Raw genomic sequence first — 15,266 nt, forward strand, 5'->3', positions numbered from 1 at the left:
TCCGTGGCGGGACGGGAGAGACGGTCGTGGCGGTGCCGGAGGTAAGCGGCCGGTGGCGGCACGGGGAGTGCCGATTACCGGTGTGGCGCTGACCTTCGGCAAGATGGTGCCATGACCGAGATCCGCACCCCCCGCCTCCTGCTCCGTCGGTGGCACGACGACGACCTCGCGCCCATGGCGGACATCAACGCGGACCCACGGGTCATGCGATGGATCGACGACGGTTCGGTGCGCGATCTGGACCACACGGCTGAGGCCATCGAGCGCTGGGAGGAGGAGTGGGACGAGGAGGGTTTTGGACTCTTCGCCGTTGAGCTGCTGGCCTCGGGCGAACTGGCCGGCTGCACGGGTCTGTCCGTACCCGACTTCCTGCCGCAGGTGCTGCCCGCCGTGGCGATCAGTTGGCGGCTCGGGCCGCAGTTCTGGGGCCAGGGGTACGCATCCGAAGCCGCCCACGCCACGCTGGAGTTCGCGCTCCAGGACCGTGGCCTCGACCGTGTCATCAGCATCAACCAGGTGGGTGACGACGCCTCCGAAAATGTCATACGCAAGCTCGGCATGGAGCTGGAACGCGAGACGGCACATCCGGTCCACGGCCGTCCGCTGCGCGTTCACACCATCGATCTGACCGAGTTCGAGGCGTGAATCGGTTCAAGGCCCGTAGCCTGCTCCGCGGTGCCTGAGCTGAGAGCACGCCCTGCCGGACCTGGAGAGCGGCTCACTGACCGGCTCACCTCCGCTCGCGCGGAGAGCTCCCTTCGCGGCCTGCGGCGTCAGGAGGGCTTGGCCGTTTCGTGATGCACGATACGACGGAGCATGAGGTGCAATTCACGCGGCACGCAGTGGGGGACGGGGCCGAGAGACTGCAAGGTGCGCGCCATCATGGGGCGATGCCGCCCGTACCCAACGACCCTGGACAGATCCCTGCCCCGTGGTGGGGGCCCGACGGTGACCTCCAGGGTCTGGAACGGGAACTGCACCGCGAACTGCCGCCGGACCACCCGCTGCACGGCGCTCGGGCCCGCGCGGCGGCACGCTGCGAAGCCTGCGACGACGTCCTGTTCAGCCTCACCGGCCAACCATTCCGCTGGGCCGTGGTGCATCCGACCTGGAGCGGCCACCAGGAGCAGCTTCCCTGGCCCCGGACATCGCCACTGGCTCACCTCAACGATCTGTTCACCCGACACGACTGCACCAGTGGCCCCTGACTCAGCCAACCGAACCCCTTCGGCGCCCATGCGCCGATGCCCGCTGGCGCTGCCTGCGAACGGTGCGCCGACCTGCTCGTCGACCGGCGACAGCGCCGCTCCCGCGTCTCCCATCAGGTCCTGGTCGCCTCCCGCGTTCCCGGATCCCCCGGGATGGCGCCCCGGCGGGTCCGGCGGGTGCGCAGGGCGGGGGGGGGGGGGCCAGGCGCTGGGGGCCACGGTGAGGGCGGTGCCGAGGCCGCCGAGAAATTCGGGCAGCGAGGCGTGCAGGAGGTCGGATATCCGGGTGTGGGCACGCCACGGCGGGGGCCCTGGCGTGCCGTGCTCTGTCCGCGGTGCCGACGTGTACGTGTGGTGCCCTCGGGCCTCTGAGGGCGATATCCGACCTACACATGAAACGTCGCCGTCCGGTGGGGGCCCGGTCGCACACCGCGACGCATGTGTTGGTGGCCAGTGTGCCGTCAGCCGTTGGTGTCCGGGGGCGGGTTGGTAATTCGTTCGGGTATGAGCAGGGGATCCTCTGGTGCGGCAATTCCGTGCCTGCCGGAGGGCGCGTCGGGCAAGCCCTCGGTATCCGACGTGGCGCGTCGCTCTCCGTGCGCCCATGGCTGGCCAACCGCCGGGTCGGGCCGAGGTGCGGCCGCCGGGGCCGTTCGGGGCTGTCCAACAATCGATCGGTTAATGGACAGCCTCTCTCGATGCGCAGTCAGGTGCCATGCTGAACATTCGGTTCCTCAGCCGCGGCCACCGATGCCGACCGGATCCCGGACTTGCGGCAGCACATGACATCTCAAGAGGGCCCATGAGCAGCCGACGTAACTCCTGCCGGAGATCACATACGGCACTGGCCCCGGTCGCTCGTCATGAGCGACCGGGGCCAGCGTTGTGACCGGATCAGTCCATTCGCCACCGAGACTCAGTTGGCAGAGGAGGATAGCTGCACCTGGGTTTCACGGCTGCATCAGGAAACCCTCTTGAAGCGGAACTGCTGCGCGGTTTCTGCGGACACCGGAATGTAGAGGCCGTCCTCGGCTCCTTGGCCGTTGACGCTGAAATCAACGCCCGCCTGAATGCCGGGGCCTGTGTTGAGCACAACCTCAATCTCTTGGTCCGCAGCGGAAGACATCTTCTTCTTCATGGTCCACGTTCCGCTCCCGCCGACTGTGGCGTTCGGGGTTCCGTCCGGTGCGAAGCGTGCGGGTACCTTCACTCCGGTTGCCGTTCCGTCCTCCCGCAGGGTCAGCCGGGCTCCGTGGGAGCCGGTCCAGGAGCCGATGACGTCACTGCGTTCCGCCGTGCCCGGCTTCATCGCATCGATGACGACGAAGAGCAGGAAACCCCCGGCGGCGAGTACCAGTACGGACGCCGCGATGACCAGCGACACTTTCCTTTTCATCGGATGATCATTTCCTCTTCCCAGCTAACTACCTGATACTTTGTTCGAAGGGGCCCGCCAATCCCGTCTGCGAAGCCCGTCAGTGGCCTTCCGAACCACTTCTCGACGAAGGGCCTGGCCGACCCGGGCGGATGCAGGAGGGAGTTGATATCGGTTTTATTCTCGATTCGAACCCGCAATTTCGTTTTACCCGTTTTCGCATCTCGTGAGAGAACGTCGAAATGGTAGTCGTACGAGCCGACGAAGGTCGCGGACGAAGTGCCGTACTTTCCTCCGGTGCGCGCAACCTTCTCGAAGCCGGTGAACCCGTACGTCAGCAGGTCGGTCGCATCGTCGACCAGCCGGCTCCAGCCTTCATGACGCACCAGACCGTATCCGCCGTGGTACCGTTTGGGGTCTCCCTTAAGGACCTTTTTGCGGATCTCATCGCGAACAGTGTCCATCGAGTGGTCATTTCGGAGCTGCTCCGTGAACTCGTCTCCGGCGAAGAAGAAGTCCACCCGGTTGCCCGTTCCGGCCAGCCACTGGATGCCGAGCTGGATCGCGCTCGACGCCTTGGATCCTCCCTCGTTGTCCGCGCCGAAGGTCAGCATCTCCCGCCATGACTGAAGCTGCAGACGCGTGACGTCTGACATACTCGATTCAGCTTGCCGGGTCACCTCCTCTTGCTGCCGTCGGCGCTCCTCCTCCTCGCGGACCTTGATGTAGTAGGTCGCCAGAGTCTTCCCGTAGGCCTTCTCGGCCGCGACGGCGTCCTGCCCGGTGGCTTCAGCCGAGGCACGGGCTTGACGTGCTGCGGCGTAGGCGGCGTCGGCGTCGGCGTTGGCCCGCAGCGCGAATGTGGAAGCCCGGGACGCTTCGTACCCGGCCTTGGTGGCCTCTTGTTCGGCCTGGGTGGCCGCGGCGTCGGCCAGGCGTGCCGACTTGTATGCGGCGGCTGCCGATTCCTCGGCCGCCTTGGCGCATTTGTCAGCTTCCGCGGCGTATTCCTGGGCCTTTTTCTGCGCGGCGTTGGCGTTGTCCGCCGCCTCCTTGGCCTCAGTCGCCCGCTTATTGGCATGTGCCGCGATGACGGCGGCCTCGGCCGCGTTCTTCTGCGCGTTGGCGGCAGCGATGGAGGCTTCGGCGAGAAGCTGCGCGATCACGGCATTGTGCGCAGCGGTGAGCTGGTCCCGGCGGGCCGTGGAGTACTGCCCGTCCCGGACGAATACGTGCAGGGCTTCGGAGGAGCCCTCCAAAGCGACCCTGGCAGCGGCCTTCGTCTCGGCACCGCCGCTGCCCGTCAGCTTGGTGGCGGCGATGTTGTCATCGATTTCCTGGGCGGTGTACCGGCCTTCGCTCAGGAATGCGCGGAGCTTGCCGATCGAGCCGTCCTTCAGCGCTCCGTATGCCGCGGCCTGGAGCTGCGGCCCGCCGCTGGTCGCGAGCTGGGTAGCGCGGATGCTGTAGCCGGTCCGGGCCGCCTCGTCCGCGCCGGTGCGCAGGAACTCGCTGATCTGCTTGGCGTCCCCTTGGAGCGCTTCGCCCGCCGCCTTCCGGACGTCTTCGTAGTTGCTGTTGACCGCGAGACTCTGCACGCGCGCGCGTTCGTCCTGCTCGGCGGCCCGCTGCCAGCCGGTGCGCAGGTATTCGGCCACGGCGTCGTCCGAGCCGGTCAGCGCCGCTTTGGCGGCGGCCTGGCTCCATGGGCCGCGGGTCTTCAGCGTGAGGACGGCGACCTTACGGCCTTTGGCCGCGAGTTCCGCGGTCTTGGCCTGGGGGCCCTTGGCTTCGGCGAGCAGACGCTTGGCCTCTTCCTCGACGTTGCGTGCGGCTTCGGCCCGCTGGGCCTCTTCCTTCTGCGTTAACGCCTCGTTCTGCTTCTCGGCCCTGGCCTCTTGGACCGCGGTGTCCGTCCGGGCCTTCAGTTCCTCGGCTTCGAGCTTGGCAGCGACCTCGTGCACCTTCTTGGCCTGAGCGACGGCCTCGGTCGCAGTGTCCGCGGCTTCCTTGGCTGCCGTGGCATGTGCGTCGGCTTCCTTGGCTGCCGTGGCGGCCTCACCGGCGTGCTCTGCTGCCTTCCTGGCGGCGGCCGCGGCGTTCCTGGCGTGCTTGGCCGCCGAATTGGCCAGCTTGCGCGCCTGTCCGGCGGCGTTGGCGGCTTCGTAAGCGAGGTTGCGTGCCGCGATGGCGGCACGGCGCGACGCCGCAGCGTGGCCGCGTGCGGTCGCTGCCCATTGCTTCGCCCTGGCGGCCTGAACATTGGCCGTACCGGCGTAACTGCCGGCCTCGTCCGCCGCGCTGGCGGCAGCGGCGGCGTTGTCACTGGCCCGGAAGGCCGCATCCGCGGCTGCCCCCACCGCCTTCGCGGCTATCTCCACCTGCCGGGCCGCTTCTTCGGAGTTCTCCGCAGCGGATGCGGCGGTGTCGGCGTCCTCGGCGGCCCGTCGCGCCACTGCGGCCGAGCCGGCGTTGATCGCGGCGTTGCCGGCGGCGTCACGGGCCCGCGCTGCTGCCGCTGCGGCAGCAGCGGCGGCGGATGCGGCCTTCGCGGCGGCGTCCGCAGCCATGCGGGCCGCGTAATTGGCGGCCTGTGCCGCGCTGATGGCCTCCTGCGCGGCGGATGCGGCCTGCTGTGCCGCGTCCGCCGCACGCCCTGCCCAGTCCGCAGCCTTTTTGGCATCCTGGCCGGCCGCCTGGGTCTCCTTGCGCGCCTCGTCAGCCTGCTCCTTGGCCGGCTGAGCCGCCTTCTCCGCCTGCCCGCCGGCCTTCTTGGCCGCGGCGGTCTGCTGTTCGGCGACCTTGCCGGCTTCCTTGGCCTGCTCGGCCAGATGTGCCATGGTTGCCCGTTCGTGGTTGCGGTTGCGCGCGATGTTCTGGCCTACGGCAAGCAATTCGCGCACGTCCTTGATCGAGCCTCGCAGGGCGGCCGCGGCGGCTTCCTTGGTCGCCGGCCCGCCTGCCGTCATGATCTGCGTGACACGCAGCCGGTCGTCCGATTCTCTGGCCGGGAACTGCTTCTGCTCCAGGAACTCGCGGACGCCCTCGATCGAACCCCGCAGCGCGGCCTGTCCGGCTTCAGCGACCGCAGGTCCGCCGGTGGTGGTGATCTGCGTGGCGCGGATGCGCAGGTCCGTCTCGGCCGGGTCCTTCCACCCATCCTTGAGGAATGTGGCGAGGTCTTCCTTGCTGGTTCCGGGTTTCAGGGCCGTGTAGGCGACTGCGCGGACCGTCGCGCCGCCCTGCTGGTAGAGGTGTGTCGCAGTGACATTGAGGTCAGTCAGTTCGGCGAAGGCGAACTCGTCGTTGAGGAATTCCCGGATGTCGTCGTCCGTCCCCAGCAGGGCTGTCTCTGCTGTCACCTTGACGTGCGGGCCACCGGTCGACCACAGCTCCACCACGTGGGCCCGGGCGGCATGCGACGCCTCGGCGGCAGCGGCAGGGCTCGCTCCGAGCATTCCCGCGATAAGTGTTGAGGGTAGCAACGACAGGCACAACAGTCGCGTTCCGCGTCTGCATTTTTTCTGGACCGCGCCAACCGGCGCAGGCTTTTCTTCACTTGTCGATTCCTTGCGTCGCATTTCACGAGCAACTGCACTTCAGGGCAGTGATCATAACCATGCCTCCGGGCATGACAATGCGAACCGCGATGCTGGAACCACCGAAACAGGTAACGGAGGTGTCACGCACTCCGCAGGGTTGCGCCAGAGCATGTTGCGAAATGATTACGGTGCCCCTCGGTGCCGCCCTCCCGGGCCGGAGTGGACGAAGGTATGCGCGAGAACACTTAGGCAAGTTCAAGCGAGGGTGAATGAGGTGCTAATCTCAGCGATCCCCCTTTTCTCGCTGTTACGCTTGGCTGTCCGCCAGGACTTTGTATGCTGGAAGGAATCATCTGCGATACGTCACGCGCCCAGGAAGCTGCTGTCCGCCGGTGCAGCCGGGGCCGCCTTGTTCCTCACGTGCTTTACCGTCATGTCGGCCGACTCTGCGGTAGCTGCACCTGCGGCGGGTGAAGATGGCACTCTCTCCTACATTGTTGAGACATTCGACTACTCCAACGTCGCAAAAATCCTCAAGGAGCAGGGCATCGCCCTGCGAAAGGCTGATGGTCACATTCTTCTGGCCAACTGCCTGGACCCCAACGGCCAGGACATTCAGGTGTCCACCTCGATCAGTTACCCGGGACAGCCCGTTCGCGGCCGGTACTGCTTCAAGGTGACCGGGACTGGGAAGACCGGCTACCTCACGCTGGAGATCCCCAAGGTCTACAACATCATGACCGGGGATGTCGCCATCCAGGCCAGCCTGACCGCGGACAAGAAAGCCGAGTCGGTGAACGTGGGCAAGAACGCAATCCACGGCTTCGGCGCGGGCGCCACCCCGCCTGGCACCCCGCCCGTCCTGGTAGAACTCCGCGTCACCGGCTGACCGGCCCGCCCGCGCCCGCTCCCCGGCTACGAGATCCACCGTATCTCTCACCAGAACTTGGACAGGAACTTCCCATGCCTGCCAGACGCCCGCACGCAGCCCTTGCTGCAGGGCTCCTCACCCTCACCGCTGCCGGCGGCCTGCTGACCGCCGCACCGGCCGGTGCTGTGGTCGGCACCGGCACCAAGGACGGCTCCTACCCCTTCACCGCCAAGCTGGACATCGGCGGCACCCGCCACTGCTCAGCCGCTCTCGTCGACGAACAGTGGCTGGTCACCACCGCCAGTTGCTTCGCCGAGAATCCCGCCCAGAGCCCGCAGGTCCCCGCCGGGTCCCCGAAGATGAAGACCACCGTGACGGTGGGCCGTACGGACCTGACCCGTACGGACGGCTTCGTCACAGAGATTGAGCGGCTGGTGCCCCGCGATGACCGTGACCTGGTCATGGCCAAGCTCGCCAAGCCCGTCACCGGCATAATCCCCGCCGAGATCACCGCCAAGGCCCCGCTGCCGGGTGAGGACGTCTTCGTCAGCGGCTATGGCCGGACCAAGGACGAATGGGTTCCCGACCGCCTGCACTACGGACGCTTCTCCGTGGGGGCGGCGAAGGAGACCACGGTCGGCTTCAAGGGCAAGGACAACGGCGCCGCCGTCTGTGAAGGCGACACCGGTGCCCCTGTGTGGCGCGACATCGCCGACCGCTACGAACTGGTCGGCGTCAGCAGCCAGTCGGGGCAGGGCGGGTGCTGCGGCCACGACGACGAGACCCGCACCGACGCCGTCGCAACCCGCACCGACGACATCGCCGGCTGGATCCAGCAGATCCGCCTGTCGACCCTGGTCCCGGGCGTCTCCTCGGTCATGACGACGGCCGACTTCAACGGCGACGGCCGCACCGATGTCGCTGCCGTGACCAAGGAAGGCAACCTGCACGCCTTCTACGGCCGTACCGACGGCACCTTCGAATACGGCCGCCCGCTGTGGACTCTGGACGGCGGCTGGAAGGGCATCATCAAGATCATCGGTGGTGACTTCAACGGCGACGGGCACGCCGACCTCGCCGCCGTGTGGGGCAACGGCTCCCTGCGCCTGTACACGGGCGACTCCAAGGGCACCCTGGCGCAGAACAAGCCGATGTGGGTGGACGAGAAGTTCAACTGGAACGAGATGGTCCAGCTCGTCCGCTTCAAGTCCGGCACATCCAGCCGTGACGGTCTGCTCGCCGTGTGGGGCGGCGGCCCCAAGGGCGCCCTGTACGCCTACGACTCGGGTCCCAGCGGTGCGCTGAACGGCACCAAGCGCAACATGTGGCGCGACGCCACCTGGCAGCAGATGAAGAAGATCGCCACCGGTGACTTCAACGGTGACGGCCGTGACGACATCGTCGCCGTCACCAGCGTCGGCGGTCTGAACCGCTACACCCGCTACGACAGCAAGGCCGGCGGCGGGCTGAGCGAGGGTGTGTCGATGTGGCACGACAACGGCTGGGGCGGCACCCAGGTCCTGCTGGCCGGTGACTTCGACGGCGACGGCAAGACCGATGTCGGCTCGCTGTGGAGCGACCAGCAGCGCTTCAACTTCTACAAGGGTGACGGCAAGGGCAACATCGCCACCGGCACCCACGCCTGGCCCCGGACTCCCTGATCCCGGCCGGGTTCGCCGGTGGCGTACGCCTGGCCCCGTGTGCCACCGGCGCTGACCCAACCCACGCTCCGCGGTACAACGAGCCCCGCGACGCCATGCCGCACTCGGCCACGGACCGACGCCGACGAGCAGGCGGCGCTGCGCCAGCTCGCCGCTCGGCGATCCAGGCGACCCGGCCGCAGACGCTCGGCTACGGCCTCACCGACTCCCCGGCGGGGCAGGCCGCCTGGATCGCCGAGAAGTTCTGGGCGTGGACGGACAACGACGGCCATCCCGAGGACGCGTTGTCGCGGCAGACGATCCTCGACGAGATCTCGGTCTATTGGTTCACCGCGTCGGCCACGTCGTCGGCGCGCCTGTACTGGGAGAGCTTCGTCAACTTCCGGACAAGGTGACCGCGCCATCCGCGCTGTCGGTCTACCCGTGCGACATAACCCGCCCGTCGAGGCGGGAGGCCGAGCTGCGATTCACCGACCTGCGCTGGTTCGAGGAGCTGCCGCATGGTGGCCACTTCGCCGCACTGGAGCAGCCTGAGTCGCTGGTCGAGCAGGTGCGCGGGTTCATCCGCCTGTTCCGCTGACTGTCCGTGCTACCCCCTGGGAAGCCCGCGCGGCGCGGTCCTGTCGACCGAGGTGGCAGCTCACCCCCCCCAGACGCCACACCACCGATCGTCCAACCGGCCAGGTGCCACCGCTAGCGTTCAAAACACTCACTGAAACGAACGGGTGACGGGCCGGCCCGATGCGCTCCCCCCTTCAAGATCATCCCGTGGCGGGTTTCTGGCGCTCTGGGTCACGCTCCAACACGCCCTGTGATGCCGACAGTGCCGTAGCCGCAAGCTATCGGACACCAAGCTCGCAAAATGCGGCGCTCTCCCCAGGCCCCGACCAGCGCTCTCTCGAAAGCCACTCGCAAACAAGCGGCCTCCGTCACAACCGTTCGTCGGCGGCCGATCGGCAGGAAGGACCAGGAAGGCGAGGCCGGCTGCTCGCGGTGCGCGAGTTCCTCGGAGAAAGCCGGCCGCGCCGCGCCGGGAGGCACTGCGATGATGGTCAGGTAAAAGAAGTCCCGCCCGTACCGAGGTCCGTCATCCTCGACATGGACGATCTCCGGCCGCTGCCCTGGGCCACACGGATCGCCCGCACCGGCGGCGAAGGTATCCAGCTCCTGCTGGAGCACCGTGACGGCTTCATCGACGAACTCTGGCTCGACCATGACCTCGGCGGCGCTGACAGCATCCTGCCTGTGGTGACGCTCATGGAAGGAGCCGCCTTCAACGGGCGGCCTTTCCGAATCGGAACGGTCTTCGTCCATAGCGCCAACCCCATTGGCGCCGAGATCGTCGTGCGGTCGCTCACCCGCTGGAACTACCAAGTCCGGCGGGCGACGGCTTGGGGCTCGCAGTGAATCAAGGTGTTGCTTCCCATGGTTCGGCTCATTGGTGCGGTATGAGCATTTCTGACGAGGCCCGTGGTCAACTTGCGGCGAAGTTCCAGGTGTTGTTCCCGCCCCTGGCCTGCAGGCGGCGGGCGGCTGATGCAGTTCCTGGCGCCGGGCGGCCGGGGGCGGTGCGAGACAGCGGGTGTTCCAGTGGACGGCCCCGGGGCGGGCGCCTGTTTACGCGGCCGGGGTGAGTTCGGCGCGGCCGAACAGCAGCGCGTAGCCGGTGGGGAGCTGGTGGAGGATGCGGGTGATGAGGTCGGGGCCGGCGTGGGCGGCGACGGCCGCGAAGACGGATCCGGTGTCCCAGCGGGTGGTGGCCAGGGAGGCGCCGGAGCGGACGGCGAGGTCCTTGACGAAGGCCCATCCGGTCAGCGGCTGGGTGTCGGGGATCTGCGCTGTCAGGACTTGTGCGGCCTCCAGGGGCAGTCGGGCGGCCAGGCTGACGCGTTCGTCGCCGGTCAACTGGCGTCCCAGCCCCGCAAGGACCAGGCGGACAGCTTCCTCGGCTCTCTCGCGGGTGGGGTAGGCGCCTTCGTAGCGGACCTTCTCCAGCATCTGCTCGTACGCCGCCCCGTGCGGCTGCTGGTGCTCATGCGGTACGCGCACGTCGGTGATCACTGCGGTGCATGCCTTTCGTGGAGCCAGGAGGGGTGGTGCCGGTGTGTGGCACCGAGGGGTGGGTCAAATGGGCCGAGGACGGCCGAAGAGGAGGTCGTAGCCGGCGGGGAGCTGAAGCAGGATCTGTTCCAGCAGGTCGTCGCCGGCCGTGTCGGCGACTGTGGACAGCACGGCGCTGACGTCCCAGGTCGCGGTCTGCTCGGTGGCGCCCTCGATCCAGGCAGCGGTCGCCCGGACGAACCGCTCCGCGGACAGCGGTTCGGCGCTCTGGAGCGGATTGAGGAGGATCAGGGCGAAGTCCTCCGGCAGGCGTGCGGCGAGTTGGGCACGGACCTCGCCGACCAGATGCGCGCCCAGCAGGGCGAGCACCACACGGGCCGCGCGCTCGGCTTCCTGCGTAGTGCCGTACTCACCGCGTTCTTGCACGTGCTCAAGGAACGCTGCGCGTCGCAGAGTCATCTCGGCTGGCCCCCTTCTCGTCATTCGGACTGCCCACGGGGTGCGGAGGGCGGGGCGAGGGGAGACCGGGCACCCGTCCTCCGCACCGGTCCGGCCGGTGTCAGCCGGAAATCTTCTCGCGGCCGGACCCGGCGCTGACCGAGATCTTGCGGGGCTTGGCGCGCTCGGCGATCGGGATGCGCAGGGTGAGCACGCCCGCGTCGTAGTCGGCCTTGATGTGCTCGGTGTCGAGGGTGTCGGCGAGCACGAGCTGCCGGGAGAAGACGCCCAGCGGCCGCTCGGACAGTTCCATCTGCACGTCGTCGGCCTTCGTCGCCGGCCGGCGTTCGGCCCTGACCGTCAGGATGTTCCGCTCGACGTCGATGTCGATCGCGTCCGTGGTGACGCCGGGCAGGTCGAAGGCCACGACGTACTCGTCGCCCTCGCGGGAGGCGTCCATCGGCATGGTCGACGGCCTCGTCCAGGTGCCCGGGCCCATCAGATGCTGTGTCAGCCGGTCGAGCTCACGAAAGGGATCGGTGCGCATCAACATCGTGAAAACACCTCCAGCGGGTTCAGGCAGTTGCTGCCAATGCGCCTCACTGGCACCGTTGTAACATGTCATCCAATGGATGACAATCACGATGTCGTCCACCTGATGACGACCCGAGGGAGGTGTCCGTGACCCCGGCCCACCAGTCGACCTCGCCCAGCACCGACGCCCGCAGCCCGGCCTCGTTCCTTGCCGCCGCGGCGGCCCTCAGCGCCATAGACGAGGCCCTGCGCGAAGCCCAGCACGAGCCCCCCGACGCCGCCGACGCTCCCGGCCCGGAACAGGCCCTGGCCTCCTTGTCACTGCTGCGGCAGGTCCGCGAGCAGCTCGCCGGATGGGAGACCGGCCTGATCGAAACGGCCCGGGACGCGGGCGCTAGCTGGGCAGACCTCGCCCACCCTCTCGGTGTCGCCAGCCGCCAGGCCGCCGAGCGCCGCTACCTGCGCGGCCGCCCCGGCCCCGCCGGGACCACCGGCGAGCAGCGCGTCCAGGCCACCCGCCAGGCCCGGGCCGCCGACCGCACCACCGCCGCCTGGGCCCGTCGCAACGCAGCCGACCTGCGCCGCCTCGCCGGGCAGATCACCGCTCTCACGGATCTTCCGCCCGCCGCCCGCCGCCCGCTCGGCCAGCTCCACGCGGCCCTCGCCCACGACGACCCCGCCGGCCTCATCGCCCCCCTGGCCGCCGCCCGCCCTCACCTCGCCGCCGCCCACCCCGACCTGACCGCCCGGCTCGACACCCTCGCACCCCCCTGACTCCGCCCGGCGCACCGCACCAGCAGCCCGGCCGGCCCCCGCCCGCCCCGGGTGAACGAACGGAGGCCTGGAGCCCGGCGCGGCCCGCCCGCCCACCTGGTCCGCTCCCTCGTCGGACAGGGCCCGGGCGAGGACGCCGTCGCCGAGCTGCTGGTCAGCGCGTGGACAGAGATGGCCGGCCACCACACCCCCGGTACGGCAGAACGCGCGAGAACCGTAGGCGGCGACTCCGAACGCACCCGGACGGGGTTCCTGGCTGCGGCGGCACGGTGGACCGGCCAGGGACACCCGGTGCCGCCCTTACACCGGCTGGTATCCGACGTGGGTGTGGCCGCATCCCGTGGTCAGCCGGCGCAGGGCATCCCGCTCGGCGCGGTCGACGGTGAGCGGCCAGCGGAGCTTGGTGGAGACCCAGCCGACGGCGTACGTACGGCGCGCGTCGGCCAAGCGAGCCGACGAGGTGGGCGGACGAAGTGCCGTACTTTCCTTCAGATGAGCCGGCTCTTCACGGGAATCCTGACACCACCGAAGACGACGCTCCCGAACCAGGTGGGCCGATCGGATCTGCCCTACGATCCAGCATCGTGGCGAGCCGTCGCCCAGTGTTCCTCGAACCTGCTCCGGCTGATCTCTTGCCTCGAAAGCAGGGGGGCGAAGAGGTCCACGACCGGCGGGTTGAACGGCCAGTCCTCAGGGCCACTGCGTACGGCGGTTCCGTCCTCGGCCAGCTCCACTTGGCGAATCCGACGCCCGTCGGACCCCACTTCCATCAGGTATACGACCGGTTCATCGCCCTCCTCATCCCAGCGACGCTGCAGGAACACGACGTCCCTTTCCGCGAGCGCACCGAAGCCCTCACACTCACGCTGGGCGTCACGCTCGGCGCGCAGATCATCCAGCCCTGGAGGCATTCGAGGACCGTCGATATCGACTTGCTCCGAGCCCTCATCCTGAGACCGGGCCACAGTGTCCGGGTCGGTGACCACCTCAACCCAGGCAAACGTTTCGAGGACCTCCCGCTCGGAACGCGCTCGGACCCACCACCATGAACCGCCCATGCCGTAGTCGTGCAGAACGAGGAAGGGGCGCTTGAACCTGCCGGTCACTGATCTCGTACAGCCCGGTAGCGGCCGACGTGGATGCGCAGTACGTCGGTGCTGCCGAACGCGCCTTCGGGCCTCGGCTCGGCGGCGAGGCGGCCGACGGCGGTGAAGACCTGCCGCACGTCGGCGGGGTCATCCTGGGCGGACCGCTAGGCCTGGGCGAGAGCCTCGGGGTCCCAGATGGCCTCGTAGCACCCTGCGCGAGCAGCTCACCGACACCCAGGACGCCGCACCCGTCTCCCGTCTCCCGCGGCGCTGGGTGGTAGAGCGCAGCTTCGGGGATCAAGATGCACCGCCGCATCCCGCGACTACGAGAGCAAACCCGGACACTCCGCAAGCATGATCCGCATCGCGATCTCCCACCTCGCGAAGCGGGCAACCGGCGAATCCACCCCGGCCTGGCGAGACGCATAAACCGCTCCTCGGACCCGAGCACGACAGAGCCCTGGTTGAACGCGGTATCGATCCGCGGGTCCTCGTCGTCGACATCCTCATCCTCTTGCCAGTACCGGGCTTCCTGTACGGGGAACGGCTCCGCTGGCTGCCGCGGGACGAAGCCGGGCCAGGCGAAGGGCAGATGATCCAGCGGCTGGAGACCGCCGTCGCCAGGGGGGCCGAGGCTCGACCCGTCGCTGATCTCGGCGATGAAGGTCCTGTACGGCTCCGGCAGGACCGTCCGGTTCTCCGCCTCCCACGCCACGGCCGCGTCATGACCGAGTGCCGGTTCGCGCCCTTCCAGCGAAAACGCGGATCGCAGGAAGCCGAGAGTGGCCTCGTCGGGACGCTGTTCTCGTATAGCTGGCACGGCACCATGCGGACAGGAAGGCCGAGCGACCGAACGCAGGGGGGCAGCGCCGGCCGCCCTGTCCGGACGCCTCGTCGTGCCGACGGCGGCCTCGGCCGTTTCGCCCGCAGCAAGCACGTCGCCGACCGGAACTGGACGGACACCACGGTGACTGAGCGGTGGGCGGCTGCCGGCGCATCCGACCGCCACAGCCAGCGGCACATCCTGCCGCGGCCCGGCGAGGTACGCGTGACGGTGGCGGCCGCCGGGCGGTGGGCGCGGACGCGGACGGCCGCGACGCCGGGTTCGGCGAGCCGGGCCCAGGGCCTGTCCGATGGGTCGGGGCCGTGACTGAGCAAAGATGGTGCCCATGGCCAGCGAACCCGTGCAGATCCCGATCGATCAACTCCGTCGCGTTTTGGACGTGGCGCTACGGCACATTGAAGCGTCAGCCGGGCCCACCGTGACGCTCAAGGAAGACCTCTTCTGGTCTGTCCCGGTCGACGAGCTCTACGAGGTCTGCAGCGAGCCCCAGGTCCTCACGATCGGACAGCTTTCGGAGTCATGGCAGCATCTTGAGGATCTGCTTGCTCGCCAGGACCAGGCTGTGAGTCACCACTTGGTGTGGCTTGCCGACGTGATCCGGGCGATCGGCCAGGATGCCCCCCGACAAGGCTGCTGACGGGTCACGAGCGGAGCCATGGCCGAAGCGATGCAACGGTCACCATTCCGTGGATTCCTAATGGCTTTGTCAAGCCGTGAGCACGACGGGTGGCATCCGGGCGCGGGCTCCAGCTTCCGCTGTCACCGCCCTTAAGGGTCCTTTCAGAAAGCTGGGACCTTGCGGGCGAGGATCATGCAGTGAGCGAGTTGGAGGAAGGCGTTGTGCATGTCGTCGCGTGCTTCCCAGCGGAC

Annotated in this window: 15 protein-coding genes and 3 pseudogenes; 9 read left to right on the plus strand and 9 right to left on the minus strand. The window is 68.4% G+C overall.

Going from position 1 to position 15,266, the window contains the following annotated elements; translation table 11 throughout:
- Window positions 1-111 precede the first annotated feature (111 nt).
- Together ACH4EB_RS33270 and ACH4EB_RS33275 are read left to right on the plus strand one after the other, a co-directional pair.
- Window positions 112-645, plus strand: coding sequence for a GNAT family N-acetyltransferase (locus ACH4EB_RS33270; protein ID WP_398351966.1), 534 nt, complete (start codon window positions 112-114; stop codon window positions 643-645).
- A 245-nt stretch (window positions 646-890) separates the two neighbouring features.
- Window positions 891-1,208: a hypothetical protein gene (locus ACH4EB_RS33275; protein ID WP_398351968.1), complete on the plus strand. Its 318-nt coding sequence runs from the start codon at window positions 891-893 to the stop codon at window positions 1,206-1,208.
- Window positions 1,209-2,169: 961 nt separating this feature from the next.
- Here the strand turns inward: ACH4EB_RS33275 and ACH4EB_RS33280 are convergent.
- Window positions 2,170-2,592 carry a hypothetical protein gene (locus tag ACH4EB_RS33280; RefSeq protein WP_398351969.1) on the minus strand — a complete coding sequence of 141 codons (423 nt, stop codon included), beginning with the start codon at window positions 2,590-2,592 and terminating at the stop codon, window positions 2,170-2,172.
- A gap of 8 nt (window positions 2,593-2,600) precedes the next feature.
- The gene (locus ACH4EB_RS33285; protein ID WP_398351970.1) at window positions 2,601-6,164 is read right to left on the minus strand and encodes a chemotaxis protein; all 3,564 of its coding nucleotides are present in this window, start codon (window positions 6,162-6,164) and stop codon (window positions 2,601-2,603) included.
- Between the two features lie 394 nt (window positions 6,165-6,558).
- On the opposite strand from ACH4EB_RS33285, the gene ACH4EB_RS33290 reads away from it, so the two are divergent.
- From ACH4EB_RS33290 to ACH4EB_RS33305, 4 genes and pseudogenes are all read left to right on the plus strand, one after another.
- Window positions 6,559-7,014: a hypothetical protein gene (locus ACH4EB_RS33290; protein WP_398351972.1), complete on the plus strand. Its 456-nt coding sequence runs from the start codon at window positions 6,559-6,561 to the stop codon at window positions 7,012-7,014.
- A gap of 74 nt (window positions 7,015-7,088) precedes the next feature.
- Window positions 7,089-8,657, plus strand: coding sequence for an FG-GAP-like repeat-containing protein (locus ACH4EB_RS33295; RefSeq protein ID WP_398351974.1), 1,569 nt, complete (start codon window positions 7,089-7,091; stop codon window positions 8,655-8,657).
- 155 nt (window positions 8,658-8,812) lie between these two features.
- Window positions 8,813-9,237 (plus strand): annotated as a pseudogene (locus tag ACH4EB_RS33300) (epoxide hydrolase); the annotation flags it as partial.
- A 518-nt stretch (window positions 9,238-9,755) separates the two neighbouring features.
- Window positions 9,756-10,064 carry a cyclic-phosphate processing receiver domain-containing protein gene (locus tag ACH4EB_RS33305; RefSeq protein ID WP_398351975.1) on the plus strand — a complete coding sequence of 103 codons (309 nt, stop codon included), beginning with the start codon at window positions 9,756-9,758 and terminating at the stop codon, window positions 10,062-10,064.
- Between the two features lie 210 nt (window positions 10,065-10,274).
- Here the strand turns inward: ACH4EB_RS33305 and ACH4EB_RS33310 are convergent, their stop codons facing one another.
- The 3 genes from ACH4EB_RS33310 to ACH4EB_RS33320 form a co-directional block, all read right to left on the minus strand.
- On the minus strand, window positions 10,275-10,718 hold the full coding sequence (locus tag ACH4EB_RS33310) for a DUF2267 domain-containing protein (RefSeq protein WP_398351976.1): 444 nt from the start codon (window positions 10,716-10,718) through the stop codon (window positions 10,275-10,277).
- A gap of 63 nt (window positions 10,719-10,781) precedes the next feature.
- Window positions 10,782-11,177 (minus strand): DUF2267 domain-containing protein, encoded by a 396-nt coding sequence (locus ACH4EB_RS33315; RefSeq protein ID WP_398351978.1) that lies wholly within the window; start codon window positions 11,175-11,177, stop codon window positions 10,782-10,784.
- A gap of 100 nt (window positions 11,178-11,277) precedes the next feature.
- Window positions 11,278-11,709 (minus strand): Hsp20/alpha crystallin family protein, encoded by a 432-nt coding sequence (locus ACH4EB_RS33320; RefSeq protein ID WP_398351989.1) that lies wholly within the window; start codon window positions 11,707-11,709, stop codon window positions 11,278-11,280.
- Window positions 11,710-11,837: 128 nt separating this feature from the next.
- Here ACH4EB_RS33320 and ACH4EB_RS33325 point away from each other — a divergent pair, with 128 nt between their 5' ends.
- Window positions 11,838-12,464: a type III effector protein gene (locus ACH4EB_RS33325; protein ID WP_398351980.1), complete on the plus strand. Its 627-nt coding sequence runs from the start codon at window positions 11,838-11,840 to the stop codon at window positions 12,462-12,464.
- Window positions 12,465-12,764: 300 nt separating this feature from the next.
- On the opposite strand, the gene ACH4EB_RS33330 is transcribed toward ACH4EB_RS33325, so the two are convergent.
- From ACH4EB_RS33330 to ACH4EB_RS33340, 3 genes are all read right to left on the minus strand, one after another.
- A complete protein-coding gene (locus tag ACH4EB_RS33330) occupies window positions 12,765-12,911 on the minus strand; it encodes a hypothetical protein (RefSeq protein WP_398351981.1) in 147 nt (48 codons plus the stop codon).
- Window positions 12,912-13,033: 122 nt separating this feature from the next.
- The gene (locus ACH4EB_RS33335) at window positions 13,034-13,570 is read right to left on the minus strand and encodes a hypothetical protein (protein WP_398351982.1); all 537 of its coding nucleotides are present in this window, start codon (window positions 13,568-13,570) and stop codon (window positions 13,034-13,036) included.
- On the minus strand, window positions 13,567-13,689 hold the full coding sequence (locus ACH4EB_RS33340) for a hypothetical protein (RefSeq protein WP_398351983.1): 123 nt from the start codon (window positions 13,687-13,689) through the stop codon (window positions 13,567-13,569). The genes ACH4EB_RS33335 and ACH4EB_RS33340 overlap by 4 nt, the downstream gene beginning before the upstream one ends.
- A gap of 116 nt (window positions 13,690-13,805) precedes the next feature.
- On the opposite strand from ACH4EB_RS33340, the pseudogene ACH4EB_RS33345 reads away from it, so the two are divergent.
- Together ACH4EB_RS33345 and ACH4EB_RS33350 are read left to right on the plus strand one after the other, a co-directional pair.
- Window positions 13,806-13,981, plus strand: a pseudogene (locus ACH4EB_RS33345) (IS5/IS1182 family transposase); the annotation flags it as partial.
- Between the two features lie 740 nt (window positions 13,982-14,721).
- On the plus strand, window positions 14,722-15,033 hold the full coding sequence (locus tag ACH4EB_RS33350) for a hypothetical protein (protein ID WP_398351984.1): 312 nt from the start codon (window positions 14,722-14,724) through the stop codon (window positions 15,031-15,033).
- A 143-nt stretch (window positions 15,034-15,176) separates the two neighbouring features.
- On the opposite strand, the pseudogene ACH4EB_RS33355 reads toward ACH4EB_RS33350, so the two are convergent.
- Window positions 15,177-15,266: pseudogene (locus tag ACH4EB_RS33355) on the minus strand (IS5/IS1182 family transposase); the annotation flags it as partial.

The sequence above is a fragment of the Streptomyces sp. NPDC018045 genome (assembly GCF_044327445.1).
GTDB lineage: Bacteria > Actinomycetota > Actinomycetes > Streptomycetales > Streptomycetaceae > Streptomyces.

What these genes read in the sequence shown, in the direction of transcription:
- ACH4EB_RS33270 (WP_398351966.1), top strand. Translation starts at nt 112, where the DNA reads ATGACCGAGATCCGCACCCCCCGCCTCCTGCTCCGTCGGTGGCACGAC.
- ACH4EB_RS33275 (WP_398351968.1), top strand. Translation starts at nt 891, where the DNA reads ATGCCGCCCGTACCCAACGACCCTGGACAGATCCCTGCCCCGTGGTGG.
- ACH4EB_RS33285 (WP_398351970.1), bottom strand. Translation starts at nt 6,164, where the DNA reads ATGCGACGCAAGGAATCGACAAGTGAAGAAAAGCCTGCGCCGGTTGGC.
- ACH4EB_RS33290 (WP_398351972.1), top strand. Translation starts at nt 6,559, where the DNA reads ATGTCGGCCGACTCTGCGGTAGCTGCACCTGCGGCGGGTGAAGATGGC.
- ACH4EB_RS33295 (WP_398351974.1), top strand. Translation starts at nt 7,089, where the DNA reads ATGCCTGCCAGACGCCCGCACGCAGCCCTTGCTGCAGGGCTCCTCACC.
- ACH4EB_RS33305 (WP_398351975.1), top strand. Translation starts at nt 9,756, where the DNA reads ATGGACGATCTCCGGCCGCTGCCCTGGGCCACACGGATCGCCCGCACC.
- ACH4EB_RS33315 (WP_398351978.1), bottom strand. Translation starts at nt 11,177, where the DNA reads ATGACTCTGCGACGCGCAGCGTTCCTTGAGCACGTGCAAGAACGCGGT.
- ACH4EB_RS33320 (WP_398351989.1), bottom strand. Translation starts at nt 11,709, where the DNA reads ATGTTGATGCGCACCGATCCCTTTCGTGAGCTCGACCGGCTGACACAG.
- ACH4EB_RS33350 (WP_398351984.1), top strand. Translation starts at nt 14,722, where the DNA reads ATGGCCAGCGAACCCGTGCAGATCCCGATCGATCAACTCCGTCGCGTT.